General features: G+C 48.3%; 21 protein-coding genes. 11 read left to right on the forward strand and 10 right to left on the reverse strand.

The annotated features are described in order from the left end of the window. Positions 1-288 precede the first annotated feature (288 nt). Positions 289-2205, forward strand: a complete 1917-nt coding sequence (locus L2713_RS15425; protein WP_248968479.1) for a methyl-accepting chemotaxis protein — start codon at positions 289-291, stop codon at positions 2203-2205. Positions 2206-2285: 80 nt separating this feature from the next. Here L2713_RS15425 and L2713_RS15430 read toward each other — a convergent pair whose 3' ends face one another. The 4 genes from L2713_RS15430 to L2713_RS15445 form a co-directional block, all read right to left on the reverse strand. Next, positions 2286-2642, reverse strand: a complete 357-nt coding sequence (locus tag L2713_RS15430) for a DUF4870 domain-containing protein (RefSeq protein ID WP_248968480.1) — start codon at positions 2640-2642, stop codon at positions 2286-2288. A gap of 36 nt (positions 2643-2678) precedes the next feature. Continuing rightward, positions 2679-3374: an MOSC domain-containing protein gene (locus L2713_RS15435; protein WP_248968481.1), complete on the reverse strand. Its 696-nt coding sequence runs from the start codon at positions 3372-3374 to the stop codon at positions 2679-2681. A 114-nt stretch (positions 3375-3488) separates the two neighbouring features. Next, positions 3489-4946: a sensor domain-containing diguanylate cyclase gene (locus L2713_RS15440; RefSeq protein WP_248968482.1), complete on the reverse strand. Its 1458-nt coding sequence runs from the start codon at positions 4944-4946 to the stop codon at positions 3489-3491. Between the two features lie 307 nt (positions 4947-5253). Then, on the reverse strand, positions 5254-6093 hold the full coding sequence (locus L2713_RS15445) for a PfkB family carbohydrate kinase (protein ID WP_086903938.1): 840 nt from the start codon (positions 6091-6093) through the stop codon (positions 5254-5256). A gap of 366 nt (positions 6094-6459) precedes the next feature. On the opposite strand from L2713_RS15445, the gene L2713_RS15450 reads away from it, so the two are divergent. Then, on the forward strand, positions 6460-6657 hold the full coding sequence (locus L2713_RS15450; RefSeq protein WP_086903937.1) for a hypothetical protein: 198 nt from the start codon (positions 6460-6462) through the stop codon (positions 6655-6657). 8 nt (positions 6658-6665) lie between these two features. Here L2713_RS15450 and L2713_RS15455 read toward each other — a convergent pair whose 3' ends face one another. Continuing rightward, positions 6666-7061: a hypothetical protein gene (locus L2713_RS15455; protein ID WP_086903936.1), complete on the reverse strand. Its 396-nt coding sequence runs from the start codon at positions 7059-7061 to the stop codon at positions 6666-6668. 339 nt (positions 7062-7400) lie between these two features. Between L2713_RS15455 and ovoA the strand changes: the two genes are divergently transcribed. Further along, the gene (ovoA, locus tag L2713_RS15460; RefSeq protein ID WP_248968483.1) at positions 7401-9500 is read left to right on the forward strand and encodes a 5-histidylcysteine sulfoxide synthase; all 2100 of its coding nucleotides are present in this window, start codon (positions 7401-7403) and stop codon (positions 9498-9500) included. 147 nt (positions 9501-9647) lie between these two features. On the opposite strand, the gene L2713_RS15465 is transcribed toward ovoA, so the two are convergent. Further along, positions 9648-11603, reverse strand: a complete 1956-nt coding sequence (locus tag L2713_RS15465) for a methyl-accepting chemotaxis protein (protein WP_248968484.1) — start codon at positions 11601-11603, stop codon at positions 9648-9650. Positions 11604-11914: 311 nt separating this feature from the next. Here L2713_RS15465 and ppnP point away from each other — a divergent pair, with 311 nt between their 5' ends. From ppnP to glnG, 6 genes are all read left to right on the forward strand, one after another. Continuing rightward, positions 11915-12226 (forward strand): pyrimidine/purine nucleoside phosphorylase, encoded by a 312-nt coding sequence (gene ppnP, locus L2713_RS15470; protein WP_086903933.1) that lies wholly within the window; start codon positions 11915-11917, stop codon positions 12224-12226. Positions 12227-12342: 116 nt separating this feature from the next. After that, positions 12343-12939, forward strand: a complete 597-nt coding sequence (locus tag L2713_RS15475; RefSeq protein WP_248968485.1) for a TetR/AcrR family transcriptional regulator — start codon at positions 12343-12345, stop codon at positions 12937-12939. Positions 12940-13090: 151 nt separating this feature from the next. Then, complete coding sequence (locus L2713_RS15480) at positions 13091-14248, forward strand: iron-containing alcohol dehydrogenase (RefSeq protein WP_248968486.1); 1158 nt, start codon at positions 13091-13093, stop codon at positions 14246-14248. A gap of 274 nt (positions 14249-14522) precedes the next feature. Next, positions 14523-15056: a DUF4124 domain-containing protein gene (locus L2713_RS15485; protein WP_248968487.1), complete on the forward strand. Its 534-nt coding sequence runs from the start codon at positions 14523-14525 to the stop codon at positions 15054-15056. Positions 15057-15177: 121 nt separating this feature from the next. Continuing rightward, complete coding sequence (glnL, locus tag L2713_RS15490; RefSeq protein WP_248968488.1) at positions 15178-16224, forward strand: nitrogen regulation protein NR(II); 1047 nt, start codon at positions 15178-15180, stop codon at positions 16222-16224. A gap of 37 nt (positions 16225-16261) precedes the next feature. Next, the gene (gene glnG, locus L2713_RS15495) at positions 16262-17677 is read left to right on the forward strand and encodes a nitrogen regulation protein NR(I) (RefSeq protein ID WP_248968489.1); all 1416 of its coding nucleotides are present in this window, start codon (positions 16262-16264) and stop codon (positions 17675-17677) included. 68 nt (positions 17678-17745) lie between these two features. Here the strand turns inward: glnG and L2713_RS15500 are convergent, their stop codons facing one another. The 4 genes from L2713_RS15500 to L2713_RS15515 form a co-directional block, all read right to left on the reverse strand. After that, positions 17746-18303, reverse strand: a complete 558-nt coding sequence (locus L2713_RS15500; RefSeq protein ID WP_089068719.1) for a porin family protein — start codon at positions 18301-18303, stop codon at positions 17746-17748. Positions 18304-18489: 186 nt separating this feature from the next. Next, positions 18490-18897 (reverse strand): hypothetical protein, encoded by a 408-nt coding sequence (locus L2713_RS15505; protein WP_248968490.1) that lies wholly within the window; start codon positions 18895-18897, stop codon positions 18490-18492. 34 nt (positions 18898-18931) lie between these two features. Further along, complete coding sequence (gene fieF, locus L2713_RS15510; protein ID WP_248968491.1) at positions 18932-19825, reverse strand: cation efflux pump FieF; 894 nt, start codon at positions 19823-19825, stop codon at positions 18932-18934. A gap of 50 nt (positions 19826-19875) precedes the next feature. Then, the gene (locus tag L2713_RS15515) at positions 19876-20364 is read right to left on the reverse strand and encodes a Spy/CpxP family protein refolding chaperone (RefSeq protein WP_248968492.1); all 489 of its coding nucleotides are present in this window, start codon (positions 20362-20364) and stop codon (positions 19876-19878) included. A 348-nt stretch (positions 20365-20712) separates the two neighbouring features. On the opposite strand from L2713_RS15515, the gene L2713_RS15520 reads away from it, so the two are divergent. Further along, positions 20713-21399 carry a response regulator gene (locus L2713_RS15520; RefSeq protein ID WP_011621060.1) on the forward strand — a complete coding sequence of 229 codons (687 nt, stop codon included), beginning with the start codon at positions 20713-20715 and terminating at the stop codon, positions 21397-21399. A 14-nt stretch (positions 21400-21413) separates the two neighbouring features. Then, positions 21414-22763: an ATP-binding protein gene (locus L2713_RS15525; protein ID WP_248968493.1), complete on the forward strand. Its 1350-nt coding sequence runs from the start codon at positions 21414-21416 to the stop codon at positions 22761-22763. The last annotated feature ends 45 nt before the right edge of the window (positions 22764-22808 follow it).

Raw genomic sequence — 22808 nt, forward strand, 5'->3', positions numbered from 1 at the left:
GCGCTCATTGAGCGCCTTATTTTTGCTTGCCTTCACGCCACACTTTGGTCACAATTGCGCCATAAAAATCACATGCTCCAAATCAGCAACTCATTTCCATCTATACTCTACATAACAAGATCTACCGCAAGAGCAACAGGTTAGGCCTAATAAATGTCTTGTACGCTGTTTTATTCGGCATTCGACCTAAACAAAGGTTAACTTTTAACATTTCTGTCCGATACTTGTTATTGGCTAGAAAACGTCGACCGATATTTCTAAACGTCTAACACAGGCATATTGATATTTATGATATTTAATAACCTTACTATTAAGCAGAAAATCCTGCTGACAGTGACATTTGCTGTGCTGCTGTCGACCATACTCGTGGGCGTCCTCAGCCAACGTAGTGCAAAAAGCGTGGTACAGCAGCGTATGCTCGGGTCGGAAATGCCCAGCCTAATGATGCAGATCCGCAACAAGATTGAGCTAGATATTTCGAGCTTAATGAATGCCGCCGAACAACTCGCCAGCAGTCGTATGTTACTGCAATGGCTTGAAAACGGTCGTCCGCAGGAGCAAGAGCCGCAAGTCGTTGCCCAGCTGAAGGATATCACCCGCCAATATCATTTGGCTCAAGCCTCCTACGCCGATAGACAAACCGCCGCCTACTACACTCAGGATGGTTTTTTACGTGTACTCACCCCAGCGCAGGACGGTTGGTTTTTTGGTTATCGCGACAGCGGCCAAGAGCGGATGCTTAACGTCTTTACCGAAGCCAATGGCGAGGTAAAACTCTTTATCAACTATCAGCAACCTAATGGCCGTGGACTCGTTGGCCTCGCCAAATCCCTCGATGATATGGTGCGTCTACTGGGCTCCTTTAAGATTGAAGAAACTGGCTTTGTTTACTTAGTCGATGCCAAAGGCGAGGTAAAACTGCATCCCGACGCCAGCCAAATTGGCAAGAGCAGCCTCAAGAGCTTGTACTCGGGCGCCAACATCAGCTCATTACTCAATCGTAATGATTTCAACCTGATCGATACCCAAATCCAAGGTGAAAATACCTTCGTAGCCAGCAGCTATATTCCCTCCATGGATTGGTATCTCGTGGCACAAGTGCCCGAAGCCGAAGTGTTCGCCCTGCTAACGGATGCCGCCTACCAGATCTTAATTTGGACCTTAATCATTGCCGCAGGCTTTATCATGCTGGCGATTGTGGTGGCCGGTTCAGTAAGCCGCCCAATCGCACAAGTCGCGGCAATGTTCCGTGATATCGGCGAAGGTGAAGGCGATTTACGTCAGCGCCTCCCCGTTAAAGGTGAAGATGAGATTGCCCAACTGGCACAAGGGTTTAATAGCTTTATCAGCAAAATCCAAGACTCAGTGATTGAAGTTGCACAGACCAGCGAACAGCTCGGCTTCTCGGCGAAGGATGTGTCTAATCAGGCGCAGCAAACCCTTGAAGACAGCCATGAGCAAAAAGATCGCACTATGATGGTAGTGACCGCCATCAATGAGATGGGTGCCACTGTGAATGAAATCGCCAGCAACGCCGCCCAAGCTGCTGTTGCGGCGAAAGATGCCGATACCGAATCCAATAGCGGCCAAGTGGTAGTGACCCGTGCTCGGGATACCATCAATCAGCTCTCTCAGGATGTGGAACAAGTTGGTGAAGTGATTGAATCCCTCGCGACTCATACCAAGTCTATCGGCGGCATTCTCGATGTGATCCGCGCGATTTCGGAGCAAACTAACCTGTTAGCCCTAAACGCCGCGATTGAAGCCGCACGTGCTGGTGAGGCGGGACGAGGCTTTGCCGTGGTAGCCGATGAAGTCCGTAATCTGGCATCGCGCACCGCCGCATCGACCAACGAAGTCCAAGGTATGATCGACAAGTTGCAATCCGAGGCCAGCCGAGCGGTGAATGCCATGGCCCAAAGCCGTGCGCGCTCCCACGAAGGGGTGGCCGCCGTCGATGAGGCCAGTCAATCTCTGGTAGGCATTAGTGACCGTATTGGCCTGATCAGCGATATGAACATTCAAGTAGCCGCTGCGACGGAAGAGCAATCGACCGTAGTGGAAGACATCAACCGCAACGTGACCGAAATTAACGAGATCACCCAGCGCACCGCCAGCACGGCACAGGCTGCGGCACAGGCGAGCTTAGCGCTAAATCAACTCGCCCACCGCTTAGACACCTTAGTGGCGAAGTTTAAGGTGTAAGCCCAAGAGGGATTGAAACCAAACAAAAACGCCTTAGCGAGTCTCTCCCTAAGGTGTTTTTTATTGAATCGCTTTAGCAATTAGTTATCGGAAAGGAACTTAATCGTCAGCGGATAACGATACACTTGCCCTTCGCTCGCCTTAATGATCCCAAGGATAGTGCAAACCAAGTCGAGGATACCGAGGATGATCAAGAAGACAAACCCAATGCCCACAAAGGCTAACAATCCGCTGATAATCACATAGATCAACAGACTTAATTTAAAGTTCAAGCAACTACGGCCGCATTGGTCGACAAAAGCCGACTCTTCACGTTTCATCAACCACATAATCAGTGGTCCGAGAATCGAGCCTAATGGCACTAAATAACCGATTAAACTGGAGGCATACACCAGTAAGCCAAAATCTCTTTCACTCTTAGTCACTGACTCTATCATTACACTTTCCCTGTATTATCGTTTGAAAAATAAAGTTTATTTACCTTTTGGCCCATATAAGCGCATCTGCCAATCTTCGACTTGCTGTGTCGCTAAGCGCCGCTGCAGGCTATTGACCCAGCTTTGTGCCAACCCTTCACAGGAGGCGAGTCTATCATAGGCTTTGGCATCGTATTCGGGTGAGAAGTACAACGCCATGGCCTCGGCAACACTGATATCGGTTTTACGCTCGACTAATTCTATCCTGTCGTTTAGCTGAATCACACCTGGGGCTAATACTCTGTAAAACCAACCGCATAGCTGACTCTGCTGCATGGCGAGGGCAAAATCTCTATGGCCAAATTGCAGGTTCAATTTAAAGCAAGGTGAACGCGGCTGAGTCACCTGCACTGTGACGGCACCGATTTGCAGGATATCGCCGATATTGACCTCAGTTTCATTCAAACCAACCGTGCTGATGTTTTCACCCATGCTCGGCGCATCTTCAAGTTGGGTGATTAAATCCCAACGACGGTACTGACCATAATGCTCGCGGGGAAAATGATGCAGCACTCGGTCGAGTCCGCCATGGTGCTTAGGATCGGCTTGCGCATCGCCTTCGACATGATCGACATTCACTCGCAACTGCTGCGCCGATTTTTTACCGTCGATGCCAGTAGAAACACCGTCAATCTCTTGCAGAACCGCCCCTAAATACAAACCCGATAATCTATTTACCAACAAGGTCGACATTTATAACTCCTACTTCATCGCTATCCGTCACCGAACGCTGCCCGCACGGCTCAGCTACTAAACGCGGCGTTAAGCAAAACAATCCTTGGCAGATTTGGCCATCATAACAGCATACTACTGATTGAGAACCACTTGATTGCGCCCCGCTTCTTTCGCCTGATACAAGGCGAGATCCGCTCGTTTAATCAAATCTTCCGCTGGCTCAAGTTTTTGGTATTCGGCAACCCCAATACTCACAGTGATAGCGATGTGCACACCATTGACTTTTAATTCGCGCTGGAAAATTAAATCACGGAAATGCTCGGCTAATTCAGCGGCATGACTTAGATCCATCTCAGGCAATAACACGATAAACTCCTCGCCGCCCCAACGGCAAAGTACATCCTGCTCTTTTAACTGACTACGCAGCAGGTTAGTGACGGTTTTTAATACTAAGTCACCAATGCTGTGACCATAGCTATCGTTCACTTTTTTAAAGTGGTCGATATCGACAAGGAGGATTGAAATCGCTTGTTTGGACAGCTTTGCCTTCTCTAATGCCTGATGGAAATACTCTTCAAACACTTGGCGATTAGCGGCGCCGGTGAGTTTATCGGTTGAGGCCATGACCTCCAGTTTGCGCTGATAACGACCTAAGGTCATGTTTGAAATCAGTAAAATCCCAATTGTCACCAATAAACTTAAGCCCAAGTTACCCCAAAAGGTATTCAGCAGCTCTTGCTCCTGCGGCACATCTTCCTGCTCAACGATAAGATACCATTTGAATTCAGGCACGAGGCGACTGTTTAAGTGGACCGTTTTACCGTTGCGTTGATAGCTAAAGGCCGCGCTCGGACTGGTTAAAATCCGCGTAGCCAGCAGCTCAAGTCCGGCGGTAGTCTGCAAAGAATCGGCACCATCATATTCATCCCCATGGAGGGTGACGTTGCCCTGCCTGTCGGTGAAAAATACCCGGCGGTTGTAACGTTTCTGATAGAGCTCGATCAGCGCCTTGACCTTTTCAACCGCAAGGCCGACACCGGTGACGCCAATAAACTTACCTTCAAAATCAAAAACCTTGTAGTTAACAAATACGGTTGTCTTAGTCCGATCCGCCGTATCGGCATCGATATTAATCTCGTAATGCTCTGACTCGGGTAACGAACGTACACGAAAATACCAGGCATCGTTTGGGTTGATATCTTGAATTTTCTTTAGGACTCCCGAAGAGTGGTAGTAATTACGGCTCTGCTCCGAGACAAAAAAACTTGTGACTGTATCGTATTTATCTTGGATTTCCTTGAGATAACGGATCAGTTTTTCGGGTTCTTGTTCGTGGTTTAACATCCAGTCACGCACAAAGGTATCCTGCGCCATAAGCGAGGAGATAAAGATGGGACGAAGCAGATCCTGTTGAATTTCAGAATAAATATTGTCGCTGGTTAAGGGTAAAGTATTGCTCTCAATCTGCTGACTCAAAGAGTCATGGGCCACTTTATAACTAATGCCACTAGTGACTAAAAAGGCCACCAGCAACAATACTGACAGCAACCAAATAAACTTCTTTTTATCATTCCAAACGTGATTGCCCATTTCCAACTCCAACAACGGCAGGCTTATTATTCTATTTCAACGAGATGCGTTGCCTGAATGTTAACGTAAACCCTCGCCAACCGCACAATATTTCCACAATATGAATGTTCGGTAACGGAATAACATTATTCGAGCTAAAAAAATGCCCCGTTGGGAAACGGGGCAAACATGCGAACCAACAAAATGGGAGAAAAGCACAAGAAAACGTTAAGGGACAAGAGCTATTCGTCACTGAACACACTCTAGCAAGCCTAGATGACAGAAAGATGACTTCCCTTGGACGTCACATTGAGGCTAATCAGCCATTCTAACCTTCTAAATAGTGTTTCAATGCTTCACCGGGGATAGAGCTGTCGGTGGCCACGGCAAATGCTGCCCAAATCGCGCCTTCGGCCATAGCTTCGGTAATGGTTTTTCCCGCACATAAGCCATGAATAAGCCCTGCGGCATAGGCATCTCCCGCTCCTGTAGTATCGACTACCTCAGCAGGCACAGCCGGCACATGCTGCACATCGTCTCGGGTATACACCTTAGCGCCACGCACACCGTCGGTGACAACAAAATAACGTAATGATTCTCCGCCAATGCTCACGCCATAATCCCAAGAAGCGACATCACAGCGGCCATGCATATCACTCACAGAAGCCAGTAACACGTGGCAAGGGCGCGGCCTGTCATCCTTCGCCAGTTGTGCGATCACAAGGCAGTGATCCAGTGCGGTTTTCGCCCAACTGACCGTGCCCTCAGCCGAGGTATTAAAATACAGCGCATCCCAATGCTGCCATTTGGGTGGTACCGATAACTCAAAAACTGGCCGCTGCGGACGAATGATGGTGCGCTCACCATCGGGCGTCATCACCAGTAACATTTCACAGGTATTTCCCGCGCGGCGCTGCACTAAACGACAATCGAGCCCTTGAGTACTCGCCTCTGCGATGACCCAGTCGCCCATTTCATCCCGCCCGACTTGGCTCACCAGTGCAACTCTATGGCCCGCCCATACCAGTCCAAGCCCAGTATTGGCGCCACCACCACCTAGCCTTTGTCCGCCATCTTGATAATGAAAGCGCCCGCCCGTTTTCAATGGTTTATCGAGGATCAACACTCGGTCACAGTTAAGATTGGCCACCAGCAAAATATTTGCCATGACAGGACTCCATAATGAAAGAACAGACCGCGCTAACTCTCGGCGATGACTCGGTTAAAAGAGCCCTCAATCTAGACCAAAACCTCAGGTGACACAATCGCCGCTATCAAGGTGTTGAACCCCATCACGGCAGCCAATAGTAGTTTTTGCTGTAAGACTTTATCCATATTTGAATTCAGCGAGTTAACCCACCAGGCAACTTAAACGTTAAATGCAATCACCCAATCTATTGATAAATAATAAAAATATCCTTCGATGTGTGATTTTTAGACATTTATTCATAAAAGTGTCATCAAATGCCATCCCACACTAGATTAGAAAAAGGTTAAGCTGGCGCTTCAAGGATGAAAGACGAAAGGAATTCGTATGCTTATCGACTGGCTACATCAAGATATTGATGGACAAGAGCAACTGCGTCGTTATCGACAATGTTTAGAAGAGTTTAGCGAGTTGGAGTTTCATGACGCCTATGTCGCGAAGATTCAGCATGAATATCAGTTATTAAAGGCGTTATTTGAGGAGCAGTCGGTTCAACACTTTGAGCCTAACTGCTCCGAACAATAGGATGTTGGTTAATCGATCATCTTAAAGGGAGAAAGCGAGGTAAACTTTACATCCAGTTGCCAATCTTGGATCACCATCTCCGAAGGTTGCCAACTGTCATCCACCCATTCGTAAATGAGGCCAGGATCTTCCTCTGCGTTCACCAATAAACGACGACCATCTTTTAACACAACCGTATAATCAAGCCCTTGAGCATCAACACTTTCAATATCCCCCAAGACTTTGTGATGAATGCTTGAAATTGCGCCTGTCGCTTTCACTGCATCAGCTTCTTTCGCGCCGCTGTAAAATCTCAGTGCCTCATTGGTAGCGGGTTTATGAAATACAAACTCTTCAGTCACGCCCACAACGATCGACGGATCAAGCTCATACCAAGCGGGTATCCATAATGCGTTCATTGCCATCCCGTTATATCCTGCATAATAATTTTACGGACGAGAACATTCTGCCTTAACCTTGGCAGATAAAATACTGGTCAGGGATAAAATAATTTTAACCTTCAGCAGACAATTCCCCTCAAGCTGTAACCCGCATAACTGCAATAAAAATGATGCCGATAAGGTCATATGCTGTACTTCGAGTTAATGATTGGAGCCATGCGGACTTTCTGTTAGCTTGAAAAAACAGCTCAATAACTGCCACATTTTGTTGATAGAGTGATCCAATAAACCCGCGCCACGTATTGAGCCTGACAACCCATAGCCACCACTATGGCACCAGCTTGCCCTATGGAGAAATCGAATATGCCAGTTTTGCAAACACTCAAACTTACGGGTGAGAATGAGGCGCTGAAACGTCAAGAGCTTAAACAATACTTCAATCAAACTTGGGCACTCTATGAATCCCTCTTCGAGCTGATAAAGCATGACGAGGCTTATTACGTTAAAGCCGAACCACTGCGCCATCCGCTAATATTTTACTTTGGCCATACCGCCACTTTTTATATTAATAAACTCAAGCTGGGTAAGTATCTCGATGAACGAGTGAATGATCACTTTGAATCTATGTTTGCCATCGGTGTGGACGAAATGTCTTGGGATGACCTCGACGAAACCCACTATCAATGGCCAAGTGTCGCAGAGGTAAAGAGTTATCGGGATCAAGTCAAACAGGTCGTCAATCAACTGATTGATACCATGCCAATCACTCTGCCGATCAGCCAAGACAGCCCCGCTTGGGTCATCTTGATGGGCATAGAACACGAGCGCATTCACTTAGAGACCTCTTCCGCCATTATTCGCCAGCTTCCATTAGAGGATGTGAGTGCTAATTCCCAGTGGCCAGAATGTCAGGATGTTGGTAGCGCCGAACCCAATCAACTGCTTGCCGTGGCGGGTAAAAAAATCACCTTAGGCAAAAAAGAGCAAGACAACACCTATGGCTGGGATAACGAATACGGTAATAAGAGTTTTAAAGTCGCCGACTTTAAAGCCTCAAAGTACTTAGTGAGCAATCAAGAATACCTAGCCTTTGTCGAAGCGGGAGGCTATCAAACTCAAGATTATTGGAATGAGGAAGGCCAAGCTTGGCTGGCGTATACCCAAGCCCAAATGCCGCGCTTTTGGCGTCGCCGTGATGATAAATGGTGGCAACGTAACCTCACCAGCGAAATCCCTTTGCCGCTCAATTGGCCCGTCGAAGTCAATCAACTCGAAGCTAAGGCCTTTTGCAATTGGAAGGCGCGCCAAAGCCAGAGCAATATTCGCCTGCTCACCGAGGCCGAGTGGTATATCTTGCGGGAAAATGTACCGAGCGATGCCCCCGATTGGCATGAAGTTCCAGGCAATATCTCGCTGGCTTATTACGCCTCTTCCTGCCCGGTGAACCGCTTTAAACACAATGATTTTTATGACATTGTCGGCAATGTCTGGCAATGGACTGAAACCGCTATCGACGGTTTTAATGGTTTTGCTGTACATCCGCTTTACGATGATTTTTCAACCCCCACCTTCGATGGCAAGCACAATCTGATTAAGGGCGGTTCGTGGATTTCAACGGGCAATGAAGCCATTGCAGCCTCACGCTACGCCTTTAGGCGTCACTTTTATCAACATGCCGGATTCCGTTACGTCGAATCGTTGCAAAATCCAGAACAAATGGCCGAGGTCAATGTGTACGAAACCGATGAACTGATTTCCCAGTATTTAGAATTCCACTATGGCGCCGAGTACTTTGGTGTGCCTAATTTTTGTGTTAATGGGGTACAACAAGCACTCAACGAGATCCAACTTGAGCACACCACCAAAGCCTTAGATATAGGTTGCTCAGTCGGACGCGCTAGTTTTGAGTTAGCCAAAGTGTTCGACCACGTGGATGGCATCGACTTTTCGGCGCGCTTTATCCAGCAGGCTTACGCTCTGACCGAACAAGGCGAAAAACGCTACACCATTCGCACCGAGGGAGACTTACAGGAATTCAAGAGTGCCAGCCTTGCTAAACTGGGATACCTTGGCGAAGCCAAAAAAGTCAATTTTATCCAAGGGGATGCCTGTAATCTCAAACCAATCTACACCGGATACGATTTGGTCTATGCCTCAAATCTCATCGACAGATTGAACGACCCTCAACATTTCCTCACCAGTATTGGACAACGCATCAACCAAGGAGGATATCTAGTTATCGCCTCGCCCTATACCTGGCTCGAAGACTACACGCCAAAGGATAAATGGCTTGGGGGGATTAAAGTCAAAGGGGAGAACTTCACTACTTTGGATGGGTTAACCGAAACCTTGATAGGCCAATTTGAACTGGTCGCGGTGAAAGAAATCCCCTTCGTTATCCGCGAAACCAAGCGTAAATTCCAGCATTCGATTTCAGAGATGACGATCTGGCGTAAGCGTTAGCTTTCAAGATTAATCGTCGCCCTAAAGAAAAAATCCGCCAGATAATCCTTTCTGGCGGATGCATAACAAACGGCGCAGCAATAACAGTCATCCAGTTGCAAGAACGGCGAATGCTCGGCATTGCTTACCTATGCTTGGCACTGCGTTCTAGACCTTAAACTGAGCCGTTGTTAAACCAAGTTGGTTTGCTAGCCCTAACAGGCTGCGGGTGCTCGCGGCCACTTGGCTGATGGCCGCGCTATTTTCCTCCGCCGCCGCGCTGAGACCTGCAATGCCTTGGGCTATCGTCGCCGACACTGTGGTTTGCTCCTCTGCGGCCGTTGCCGTTTGGACCATTAAGGCTTTGAGTGTTTCGAGCCGCATAGCAATATCATCCACCGCCGCTTGCATGCCTTCGGCATCCTCTGCCGTTTTAGATGCCTCAGACGAACAAGTCACACTATGCTGCGCCAGCACACCCGATTGCTGCTGGATCCCCTGCAATACCTTTCCAATGTCCTGCGTCGCCTCTTGTACCTTCACCGCAAGTTGCCGCACTTCATCGGCCACCACCGCAAATCCACGCCCATGCTCGCCTGCTCGGGCAGCTTCAATCGCCGCATTGAGGGCTAACAGATTGGTTTGCTCGGCAATCGCATTAATCACATCCAACACACTGCCGATTTTCTGGCTATCAGCCTCAAGATTTCCGACCTGCTGATGAATGGCGGCAAAACTTGCTAGTGTCACCTGTAAGCTTTGGCGAGTACTCGCAAGATTTTGTGAAAGAATGCCACTCGATTGAGTACAAGAGGCCACCTCGTCGGAGGATTTCAGTGTATTGGTACTGATTTCGGCGGCAGCATAACTCATTTCCTCTACGGCCGTGGCTAACATATCGGTCTCTTTCGCCTGCAATTGAATGCTGCAATCGGCTTGACACATAGCCGCAGAATTTTGCTCCGCGGCAGACTCTAGCTCGTGGCCCATCCCCACCAATTGGCTAATAATTTCCTTTAATTTGGTCTGCATCCTCGCCAGCCAGCTCATTAAATGATTATCGGCATGGGCGTGGGAGAGACTATGGGTTAAGTCCCCGGAGGCGATAAGACTAGTCAAATGACACATATCCTCGGGCTCACCGCCCAGAGGTTTAAGCACAAAGCTGGTCACCAGTTTTGCCGCCGCGATCGCCAGTACCACAGACAAGGCACACACCATCAGCCCGATATACATCATATGATAGGCAGGCGCGGCAATTTCACTCACATCAATCTCGGCCATTAAGCCCCATTTGAGCCCCATTTCAATGACAGGCGAGTAGGCTGAGAGAACCAGATTATGATTGTAATCATAAACCTGCATAACCCCCTCTTTGCCAGCTAACGCAGCTGTCACCGCCAGAGTGTCGACACCATTTTTAGCGACCGAGCCTGCAAAGGAGGCAGATACGGTACGATTGATGGGGTCAAGAAAAGAGTCAGAACGCATTCGATTATCGGGGCCGATGAGATAGGTTTCCCCCGAATCCCCCATCCCTTCGCGGATCTGCATCACGCGGTTGATCCGCTCAATAGAAACCTGTGCCGCCACCACAATATGCTGTCCATGGTATTGAATGCCTTGGCCAATAAAGGCGGCCGCTTGTCCGTTTGATGGTGCATAGGCGGAAAAATCCTGTAAAAACACAGTGTCCGATGTCGCGAGCGCCTTATCGAAGAGTTGTGCAAGTCCTGAAGAACGATAGGGCCCTGTACGCAGATTGGTTCCGTAATCAGGCTCTTTCGCCACAGTATAAAAAACCGTACCGTCATCGGAGATGATAAACAGATCGTAAAAACCCAGCAGTTTGTTGAGGGATTTGAGCGTTGAGTCTAAATCGCTCAGGGTTTCTAGATTCGGCTGGCTGGCAATCACCGCGCTAACGGACTGTAAGTTATCTGAGAAATCTTGAAACATACCGTTGATCTGCCGCTGTTTAATCTCTCTAACGGCCACCAAACGGGATTGAGCCTCTGCAAATAACTCATTTTTGGCAAGATAGGTCACTATCGCTGTCGATAGGATCAGAGGTAACAGAACGATCAACAGACTAATCAGTTGAATTTTACGCGTAAATCCCATGGAGACACTCCTTGTCGCACTCAAGATTCCATAATTACTGGCAAAACAACTACCGTTAAAACTATAGGTGAAGATTGAAACCTCAACCAAGTGAGACCATTTTTTTATTCAGTACGCAACTCGCTAATTGAATAACCATTAACCTTGCTCAGGTGCTTTTATGCATATTTTATTGAAATGTATAAGCGGCAATAGAAATAGAGTTGTTAAGTGATACATGACGTTGACGATGAAAATTTTCACATTGACGAGAGAATAAAAATCACATCAAATTGAATACAAATTCACATCTGCACAAATGGGAGCGTAACATGGAGTTAATCGAGCAAGTCTCAGTCGCGAAAAAAGCCAATATTTACTTTGAGGGTAAAGTTGCCAGCCGCAGTGTATTTTTCAGCGATGGTAGCAAAAAGACCTTAGGCGTGGTTCTCCCTGGAGAATATGAGTTTTCCACCTCTCAAGGGGAAATCATGCAGGTTACCAGCGGCAGTTTCGAGGTGTTACTGCCAAATAACACAACCTGGCAAACCTTTAGCGAAGGCAGTCAATTTGAGCTCGCGGCCAACGTCAGCTTCAAAATCCGCAACAATGCGATAGCCGAGTATTGCTGTAGCTACCTGTAATACTCTTGCTGAGGAATGCTTAACCAGCTTAGGCATTCCTTAATCGTTAGCGCTTTTGTGTTGATGCAAACTAGACCACTAGACGACTGGTCTAATATACTTTATGATCCTTCGTCATGAAAACTGAAACCCAATCGACGCGTCAGCATATTCTCGACGTTGGATACTCACTGATCCTCAAACAAGGCTTTTCGTGCCTAGGCTTAGCCCAATTACTCAAGGCCGCCCAAGTCCCTAAAGGCTCGTTTTATCATTATTTTAAATCCAAAGAGCAATTCGGTGAGGCCTTGTTAGCTGGGTATTTCGAGCAATACCAAGCTGAGCTTGATGGCCTGTTTAACGAGACTCAACTCTCTGGCTTTGAGCGCCAAATACAATACTGGCAAAGATGGTTGCACGTACAGCAGGACGGTTGTGTCGATCAAAAATGCCTAGTCGTTAAGTTAAGTGCTGAGGTGGCCGATCTCTCTGAGGCCATGCGCCTTGTGCTTTTAAAGGGGTCGGCTGGCATCATTGAGCGCTTAACCCAGTGCATTCAAGTGGGGATTGCCGATAAATCCATCTGTGAGCAGGATGCCCAGGCAACAGCAGAGTTGTTGTATCACATGTGGCTCGGCGCCAGTTTGATGAATAAACTCGGCCATAGCCGCGCAGCTTTAGAGCGCGCCCTTGCAATGACCGAATCTATTTTAAAGACCAAAACCATGGGTTAATGCCAGCAACACTGGCACACCAATTAATCCGCAACCCGTTAATGAACAATGAAATATCGCCTCTTCGGCTTGATTTATCATTTAGTAGCCAAACAAAATCTAGACGACTGGTCTACTAAAATCATTTTCCAACCATAGGACACATAGCAGTATGTTCAATTTCGCCTACTACAACCCAACACGAATCCATTTTGGTAAAAACACCATTGCTGAAATTGATACTTTAGTACCAAGCAATGCCAGAGTCATGGTGTTATTTGGCGGTAGCAGTGCCAGACGCACTGGCACATTAGCCGAAGTCAAACATGCGCTTGGAGATCGTTTCGTGGTCGAGTTCGAGGGAATCGAACCTAACCCAACCTACGAAACCCTGATGCAGGCTGTAGAGCAAGTTCGTGAATTAAACATCGACTTTTTACTCGCAGTCGGCGGCGGTTCTGTGATCGATGGAACTAAATTTGTTGCGGCGGCAGCGGTATTTGAAGGCGAGCCTTGGGATATCCTCACCAACTGGGGCGCGAATGTGACTAAAGCCATGCCATTTGGCTCGGTATTAACCTTGCCTGCGACGGGTTCAGAGATGAACAACGCCAGCGTGGTGACCCGTAAGTCGTTGAAAGCTAAACTGCCGTTCCGTAACGACTTGGTTTATCCACAATTCTCAATCCTCGACCCAACTAAGACCTTCACTCTGCCAGAAAGACAAGTGGCGAACGGCGTGGTCGATGCCTTTGTGCATATCACAGAGCAGTACCTCACCTACCCGGTCAATGCGGCGGTGCAGGACAGATTCGCCGAAGGCTTGCTGCAAATTTTGATTGAACTAGGGCCACAGGCACTCACACAGCCAGAAGATTACGATATCCGCGCTAACTTGATGTGGGTCGCGACTATGGCACTCAATGGCACGATTGCGACGGGTGTACCGCACGACTGGGCAACACACATGATCGGTCATGAACTCACAGCCTTGTATGATATTGACCATGCCCGCACCTTAGCCATTGTATTACCAGCATTATTACGCTGCACTAAGGCCGCTAAGCGTGAGAAGCTACTGCAGTTTGCTGACAGAGTGTGGCACATCAACATCGGCTCGGAAGATGAACGTATTGAGGCCGCGATTGCGAAAACCCAAGCCTTCTTCGAATCCATGGGCATTGCAACCCACTTATCTGCCTACGATTTAGGTAAAGAAGCTGTCGATGCTGTCGTCACTCAGCTTAAGCAGCATGGCATGGTTGCCCTAGGCGAACATGGCAATATCGATCCCGCCATGAGCCGCGATATTTTAACCTTGGCGCTCTAAGCTTTCGTTACTGTCGTCAACGCACCATAGTGGTGCGTTGACACTCCCCTAAAAGAGGCAAACTCGCCTGCGCCTCAACATCCAAACCGCTCTCACCTTCATCCCACAAGATATTTGCCGCTAGAACCATGCTCGCTATAAAGTTGCAGGCATAAAATCAAACCCGCGATTATTCATACGCTAAACCTCAACCGAGCTGAATAAACACCATGATTTTTGGTGAAAAAACGACTAATCTTGTAGAACTTCATCTCCAAGGCAAAAGGACTTTCGCATGCGTACATTCACCCTCATCAGCTTATTGCTGCTCAGCCTGTTCGCTCAGGCAACAGTGTACAAATGGGTCGATAAGGATGGAAAAGTCCATTACTCAGATGAGCCGCATCCCAATGCCGAGGTTGTTGAGTTAAAAGAGAAAACCCTCAATCAAATTGCACTTCCCCCCGTAAAAAATGACGCGGATGACTCGCAAGTGATCCAGCAAATCCAGTATCAAGTCGTCATCACCTCACCAGAAGAAGAGGAAACCGTGAGAGACAATAACGGCGACTTTCGGGTCACGGCCACTGTCACCCCGGAGATCAAAAGCCAGTATCTGATGGCACTAAAACTCGACGGTCAAACGGTCGGCCAGCCTCAAGTGGGTGGCATCTTCCAACTTAAGAACATCGACCGAGGTGAACACACCATTGTTGTCGATGCCATGACTCAAAACGGCAAAGTCTTTGCATCTAGCTCTCCACGAAAGATATTTCTTCATCAAGCGGCGATGAATCCAGTCCCGAAAAAACAACCTAAATCTAATTAAACCATTTAATAACAATTGATTAGGTCGTTTTTATTCAATCTAGCCGTTTGATGAAGTCGAGTTGCAGCATGCACCAAATCGGTGCAACATAATGGTGCAACCCCATTTTCAGGAACGGTAGATGGATAAAGAGACTCTGCTTAATCATTTAGTCACCGCGGTACTTGTCATCGATAAGGATCTTAAGCCTTGTTATGCCAACGCCGCAGCAGAGCAACTGTTAGGTGTCGGTAGCCATAGATTGGTCGAGCAAGCCCTGCCGGAGCATTATCAAATCCTTGGCGTTGATGCCCAATTACTGAGTGATGCGGTGAAAGCCGGCCAAGGCCTCACTGTTAATACGGCGACCTTAGTGACCTTAGATGCCCAGCACCATACCGTCGACCTAACGCTGATCCCGCTCGAAGACGAAGCACAATTGAGCCTACTTGAACTGAGACAAGTGGACCAACAACGCCGGATCCACCAACAACTCAGTCAAGATGCCCAGCAACAGGCGGCGCAATTTCTCGTGCGAAATTTGGCCCACGAGATCAAAAATCCCTTGGGCGGCCTACGTGGCGCGGCACAATTGCTCTCGCGGGAATTAGAGGATCCGGCACAAAAGGAATTTACCAATCTGATCATTGAGCAGGCCGACCGCCTGCGCAGCCTAGTGGACAGATTGCTCGGTCCGCAGCGACCGACCCAACATAGCCTGCACAACATTCATCAAGTGGTGCAGAAGGTCTATAAACTCGTGGAAATGGCTCTGCCCGCCAATATTCAGCTAAAGCGCGACTACGATCCTTCGATTCCCGATATCGAGATGGATCCCGACCAAATGCAACAAGCCGTGTTGAATATTTTGCAGAATGCGGTGCAAGCCCTTGAGCATACAGGTGGCGAAATCCTGATCCGCACCCGCACGCAACATCAGGTCACTATCGGTTCGCAGCGCCACAAGCTCGTGCTGACCCTGTCCATTATCGACAATGGCCCAGGTATACCACCGGAGCTGATGGACACGCTGTTTTATCCCATGGTCACCAGTCGTGAGCAAGGTTCGGGGCTGGGCCTATCGATTGCCCATAACATTGCCAGATTACACTCGGGCAGAATCGATTGTGTATCTAGCCCTGGGCATACCGAATTTATCATTTCGTTACCGATTTTAAGCGCCAAATAATCAAGACAAACCAACACATACCGTATGAGGAAGCAAAATGCGAATGAGTGAACAAGTGTGGATCCTCGACGATGACAGTTCGATACGTTGGGTGCTCGAAAAGGCGCTACAAGGCGCGAAACTCAGCACTGCCAGCTTTGCCGCGGCCGAATCACTCTGGCAAGCATTAGAGATTTCCCAGCCACGGGTCATAGTCTCAGATATTCGTATGCCGGGCACCGATGGCTTAACCCTATTAGAAAGGTTGCAAATCCACTACCCGCATATTCCCGTCATCATCATGACTGCACATTCGGATTTAGACAGTGCCGTCAGCGCCTATCAGGCGGGGGCATTTGAGTATTTACCCAAGCCCTTCGATATTGATGAAGCGATTTCCTTAGTCGAGCGCGCCCTAACCCATGCGACCGAGCAAAGCCCTGCACCTGCGGCGCAGGAGACGCAAGTCAAAACGCCCGAAATCATAGGTGAAGCGCCCGCCATGCAGGAGGTATTTCGCGCCATCGGCCGATTATCACGCTCCTCAATCAGCGTGCTCATCAACGGCCAATCGGGTACGGGTAAAGAGCTGGTTGCAGGCGCATTGCACAAACACAGTCCACGCAAGGATAAGCCCTTTATTGCCTTGAATATGGCGGCAATTCCCAAAGACTTAATCGAATCAGAACTCTTCGGCCATGAAAAAGGCGCCTTCACCGGCGCGGCAAACGTGCGCCAAGGACGCTTCGAGCAAGCCAATGGAGGCACCCTGTTTTTAGATGAAATAGGCGATATGCCGCTGGACGTGCAAACCCGCCTGCTGCGGGTGCTCGCCGATGGGCAATTTTATCGAGTCGGCGGCCATAGCGCAGTCCAAGTGGATGTGCGCATTATTGCCGCTACTCACCAAGATCTAGAGCAACTCGTACTTAAGGGAGGATTTAGGGAAGACCTATTCCATCGGCTCAATGTTATCCGCGTCCACTTGCCGCCGCTGTCACAACGCCGTGAGGATATTCCCCAACTGGCGACCCACTTTTTAGCCTCCGCCGCGAAGGAGATTGGTGTCGAGGCAAAAATCCTCACCAAAGAGACCGCAGCCAAGCTATCGCAACTGCCTTGGCCAGGGAACGTCAGACAACTCGAGAATACCTGTCGCTGGCTCACGGTAATGGCCTCAGGGCAAGAAATCCTGCCCCAGGATTTACCCCCAGAGCTACTTAAAGAGCCCGCCAGTAATAATCCTATGGCAAAAGGCAGCCAAGATTGGCAATCGGCACTCACAGAGTGGATTGACCAAAAACTGTCTGAGGGAAATAGTGATTTATTAACCGAAGTTCAGCCGGCCTTTGAACGTATTTTGCTCGAAACCGCATTACGCCATACCCAAGGGCATAAACAAGAAGCGGCAAAACGTTTAGGTTGGGGAAGAAATACCTTAACGCGAAAACTCAAAGAATTATCTATGGATTAACCATCCATTAAAAAGCAAAAAAGGGATATAACTATCCCTTTTTTATTATTTAGATTTAATCTAAATCATTAGAACTGGTAATGAACACCAATCGCCAGTTGCTTCATATCGGTGTCGATATCGTTCACATTTAAATAGCTGTGGTCAGCATCTAAATCACCTGTGGTGACATCATAGCTAAAGCGCACATTTAAATGCTCGGTCACGGCAGCATTAATACCTACGCCGTACGTCCAACCAAAGCCTGTGAAATCTTCATCGAAACCAAAACCGTCAAAATTCATAGCCATAGATGCAACACCAACTTTTGCATAAGCCGAGAACATATCATTGATTTGCAGAGTAAACTTAGGCGTGAAGGTTAATGCACCCGCTGTGACATCCGTATCGCTGTCGCCCAAATCGGCCGTCGCAAATAAATTGGCTTCTAAACCAAACCACTCGTTGAAGTTGTAACCACCGTAAACACCGAAACCTGTGCCAGTATCTGAATCATCAAAAACATCCACAGCTACGCGGTTTAGTGCGCCACCCACATAGAAACCAGTAGTATCGGCAGCCGCTGAAGCTTGGCCGGCCACTAATGCTGATAATAAAGATACCGCAACTAAAGATAGTTTTTTCATTATATTTTCCTAATGAGTTAACTTGAGTAGTAAACGCTGCGGATATTACAACAAACAAATAATAAGAGTGACAGTTTGTAAAAACTAAATGCGCTTTATACAGGAAGTATTCAGCTTTAAGTTAAACAATAACAAACTTAATATACTTAAGTATTAAATAACATACTCAATATTAAACAATAAGTCTTAACTTACCATTCGCAATAAATTCATAATACCGAAATAACACCAACGAATTATCGAACGGCGTTTTCGTTCATCAAGGCATTCAATAATCATGACCTTTCCTGACTGCGCGCAGGTCACACGGCTGCGCCACATCAACAAGGGCCAAATATGCAGTCGGTAGCCCCGTTGCGCGATATTAAATGGGATCGTTCTCGGCCAATAATATAAAGATTGGCGCAGGATAAGCTCGCTCCAAACGCCCGTAGGAGGATTGACTAAATACGGATCGGGGAGTTTTGAACCAGGCCCCGCGCTCGCGGCGGGGGCATGTTCGGCAATCAACTCGAAGCGGGTCGATAATTTATGATAACGGCAGATGAGCCGAGTCTGTTCGGCCAAGGGATGAACCTGCTGTATCCATGACATAACCATTCCTTTGGTTGTGACTCGTGATTGAGGGTTAAACCACTAAACTGGGTTCCACCTGCACAGGATCTTGGTGAATAATCACCTCGGCATCTTCAAAGGCGGCCTTTACCCTTAGCCCTGTAGTATCGGCAATGCTGTGGGCTTCGTTCAGGCTCAGGTTACCATCCAACTCTAAATGGAATTGAATAAAGATGGTTTTACCTGCTTGACGCGTGCGTAAATCATGTAGCCCTTGCACTCTAGGATCTTGCTTGGCGATTTGCTTAATTTGCTGACGCGTCTCTTCATCCAACTCACGGTCAAGCAGCGCTTGAATAGAGCGGTAACCTAAATCAAAGGCCTGTTGACCTATGTAGCAGGCGATAAGCACGGCAAAGAGTCCATCGGCCCACCACCAACCATATTGGGACAAGACGAGCGCCAACAGTACCGCTGCATTGAGAAATAAATCCGACTTGTAGTGCAACGAATCGGCTTCAACCACTGTGCTCTTGGTTGCCGCCAGCGCCCGCTTTTGTAACATCACTAACGCCAATGTCAGCACGATAGCGACGACAGATACCACCACGCCTAAGGTGGCATGCTCAACGGGGGCGGGATTGAGTAAGCGTTCTCCGCCATAAAACAGCAGCAGGAATGCCGAGCCCATGATAAAGGCCGATTGCGCCAGCGACGCTAACGGCTCGGCCTTACCGTGACCGTATCTGTGGTCATGGTCGGCAGGAACGATAGCATAACGAATGGCGATAAAGTTGATGATCGAGGCGAGCGCATCGGCAAAGGAGTCCGTTAAGGACGCCAGCATACTGGCCGAGCCTGAATATAACCAAGCTAACAGCTTGATAATAATAAGGGTCAAAGCGGTAGCCACGGAAGCGCGACTAGCCAGTTTGACCCAAAAATCGTATTGGGAAGTTTGAGTCATAGGGGTCTATATCGGGAAGCTATGACTCTATTGTATATCAGCTTACAAGCTTAACCGCGAGGTTCTTTACCAGCTTGTGCTTCAAATCGCGCTTTAAATTTTGCTTGTTGCTCAGGCGTTAGCAGGTTGTAGATCTGATTCTGCATCTTCATCCGTTCAATCGCTTGAGCTTGGCGTTTTTCCTGCTGGGCACTCATTAATGCCTTAGCTTGCGCCTCATCGAAGTTGGCCGCAGTGATCAGCGCATGCATCTCGGCGCGGTGCGCTAAACGCTCTTCCTTGGTTGGTCTATTATCGCTGCGGGCAGCACGTTGCTCGGCGAACAGTTTCTTAATATCAGCCTTTTGTGCATCGGTTAAATCCAAACCTTCAAACATTCTGTGCATACCGTCATGGCCCATACGGTCGCCGTGTTTGTGGAACTCACCCCGAGGATGATCGCAGCCCTGGCCGGGTTCGGCACTGACTGTCGTCGCAAATACTGCTGAGCTTGCTAAGATGGCAAATAGGCCAGCTTTTAAAGGAGATAATGTTTTCATCATGTTAACCTCAATATTCAACTTATGTTGTATACAGTGACGACCCTTTTAAAAGCCGAATCACTTTCGACGATTACAGTCTAAAGCACCCTATGTAAGTGAGGTCGTGACCTGAGTAAATCAGTGTAAAGTTGCGATAAGAACTATCCCAAAACAATCTTAAGGTGTTGAAACTCGCGTATTAAGAACAGCTTGAGCATACAGATTCTCTATTCTTTACTTTGGCTTACATTGCTACACAGCAATTGACATCAAAAGAGGTATACTCAGGCAAAATACTCAAACCGTCTGTGGTTTAGCACATCGCTTTGAGTCTTTCGCACCAGTTCACCCAGATTAAGGAACACTATGAGTCGGATATTATTAATCGATGATGATCTTGGTTTATCAGAACTTCTCGGACAATTACTCGAACTCGAAGGGTTTAAACTCACCCTAGCCTACGATGGCAAGCAAGGCTTAGAACTGGCCCTCGCGGGGGATTACGATCTGATCTTACTCGACGTGATGCTGCCTAAATTAAACGGTTTTGAAGTGCTACGCGCCCTGCGCCAACACAAACAAACTCCGGTGTTGATGCTCACAGCCAGAGGCGATGAGATTGACCGAGTGGTAGGGCTTGAGATCGGTGCAGATGATTATTTACCTAAGCCCTTCAATGACAGGGAGCTTATCGCCCGTATTCGCGCCATCATTCGCCGCTCGCACTTAACCGCCCAAGAAATCCATGCCACACCGGCGCAAGAGTTTGGTGATTTACGCTTAGATCCCTCACGCCAAGAGGCTTACTGCAATGAGCAACTCATCATACTCACAGGGACTGAGTTTACCCTGCTGCACACACTGGCACTGCATGCGGGAGAGTTGATGAATAAAGAAGAGCTCAATGAAATTGTGCTCGGCAAAAAACTCATGCCCTTCGATCGCAGCCTAGATATGCACCTGTCGAATCTACGCAAAAAGCTCCCCGAGCGTAGCGATGGCAGACCTAGGGTGAAAACCATCCGTGGCAAAGGCTATATCTGGCTACCATAACGGCGGGAACAACTGTGCCTAATCGTTTATTTATCAAATTACTGCTCGGATTTTGGATCTGTAGCTCGCTGATTATCGCTTTAGTCGGCTTGCTGCCTTTGCTGCAGCAAAATCACGACCGCGCGCCTATCCCACCCCATATGCAAAAAATGCTCGCGACCGTAGCTCAGCGAATTCAAGCCAACCCTGAGCTGATAAAGTCCGATTTTCTGCGCCGCTGGGAAAGGCGTGGCGATATGGAAGGCAAGCCCCTGCGACTCTATCTAGCGAACAGCCAAGGCCAAGTGATTAACACCAGCCGAGTGAGCCGTGGCGTACGCAGTTTTATGCTGATGACAGATGAGGAAAAGCAACCCATTAGTCATCAATTTAAAGATGAGCTAGTGTTTGGCCCCTATCAATTTAGCCTCGAAGGCGAAACCTATTACCTCTATGGTCGCTTGCCGGATATTCACCCTCGCCCATGGTTTTTCTTCTTTATCGAAAATAAGCTGCTCACCCTAAGTCTAGCCATAGTGCTCTCGGGATTACTGTGCGCCATTCTCGCATGGCATTTAGGTAAGCCATTAAGCTCACTAAAGAAAAGTGCCGATGCCCTCGCCGAAGGCGACCTCAGTAACCGTGTCGATAAGGCGACCACTCAACGTAACGATGAAATCGGCCAACTCGCCACCGCGTTTAATAGCATGGCGGACTCGATTGAGGCCATGGTGAAAAATCAGCAACGTTTGATGGGGGACATTTCCCACGAACTGCGCACCCCACTGACCCGGCTACAATTGTCACTGGCATTGGCCCGCAAGAAAGGCCAACAGACTACGGAAACCGACCGTATCGCCTACGAGGCCGAGCAATTAGAAAAATTGATCGCAGAGCTGCTGGAGTTATCGCGGGTCAAACTCAGCACCAATGAAACTAAAGTGCGCCTCGGATTAGCCGAGTCCCTCAGCCAAGTGCTAGATGACGCCGAGTTTGAGGCCGATCAACAGGGTAAAAAGATCACTATCGACATCGATGAAGCCATCGAGCTCAGCCATTATCCTAAATCCCTGTCCCGTGCGATAGAAAACCTACTGCGCAACGCCATTCGTTATGCCCAGAGCGATATCCACCTACGCGCGAACCAAACCAACGGCCAAGTACAGATCACCATTAAAGATGATGGCCCGGGAATAGACCCTGCTGAGCTTGAAGCGATTTTCAAACCCTTCTATCGCCCCGATTCGGCAAGGCAGCGGGAAAGCGGTGGCTGGGGCCTAGGACTCGCCATTACCGAAGCGGCCATTAGCGCCCATAAAGGTAAAATCAGAGCCGAGAATCGTCAGCCCCACGGCCTCGAGGTCAATATCAGTTTACCGACCTAAAAACATAAGCCCCACTAACACAGTTAGCGGGGCTTATTTCATCAA

It is taken from the genome of Shewanella seohaensis, from assembly GCF_023283775.1.
GTDB classification, from domain to species: Bacteria; Pseudomonadota; Gammaproteobacteria; order Enterobacterales; family Shewanellaceae; genus Shewanella; species Shewanella seohaensis.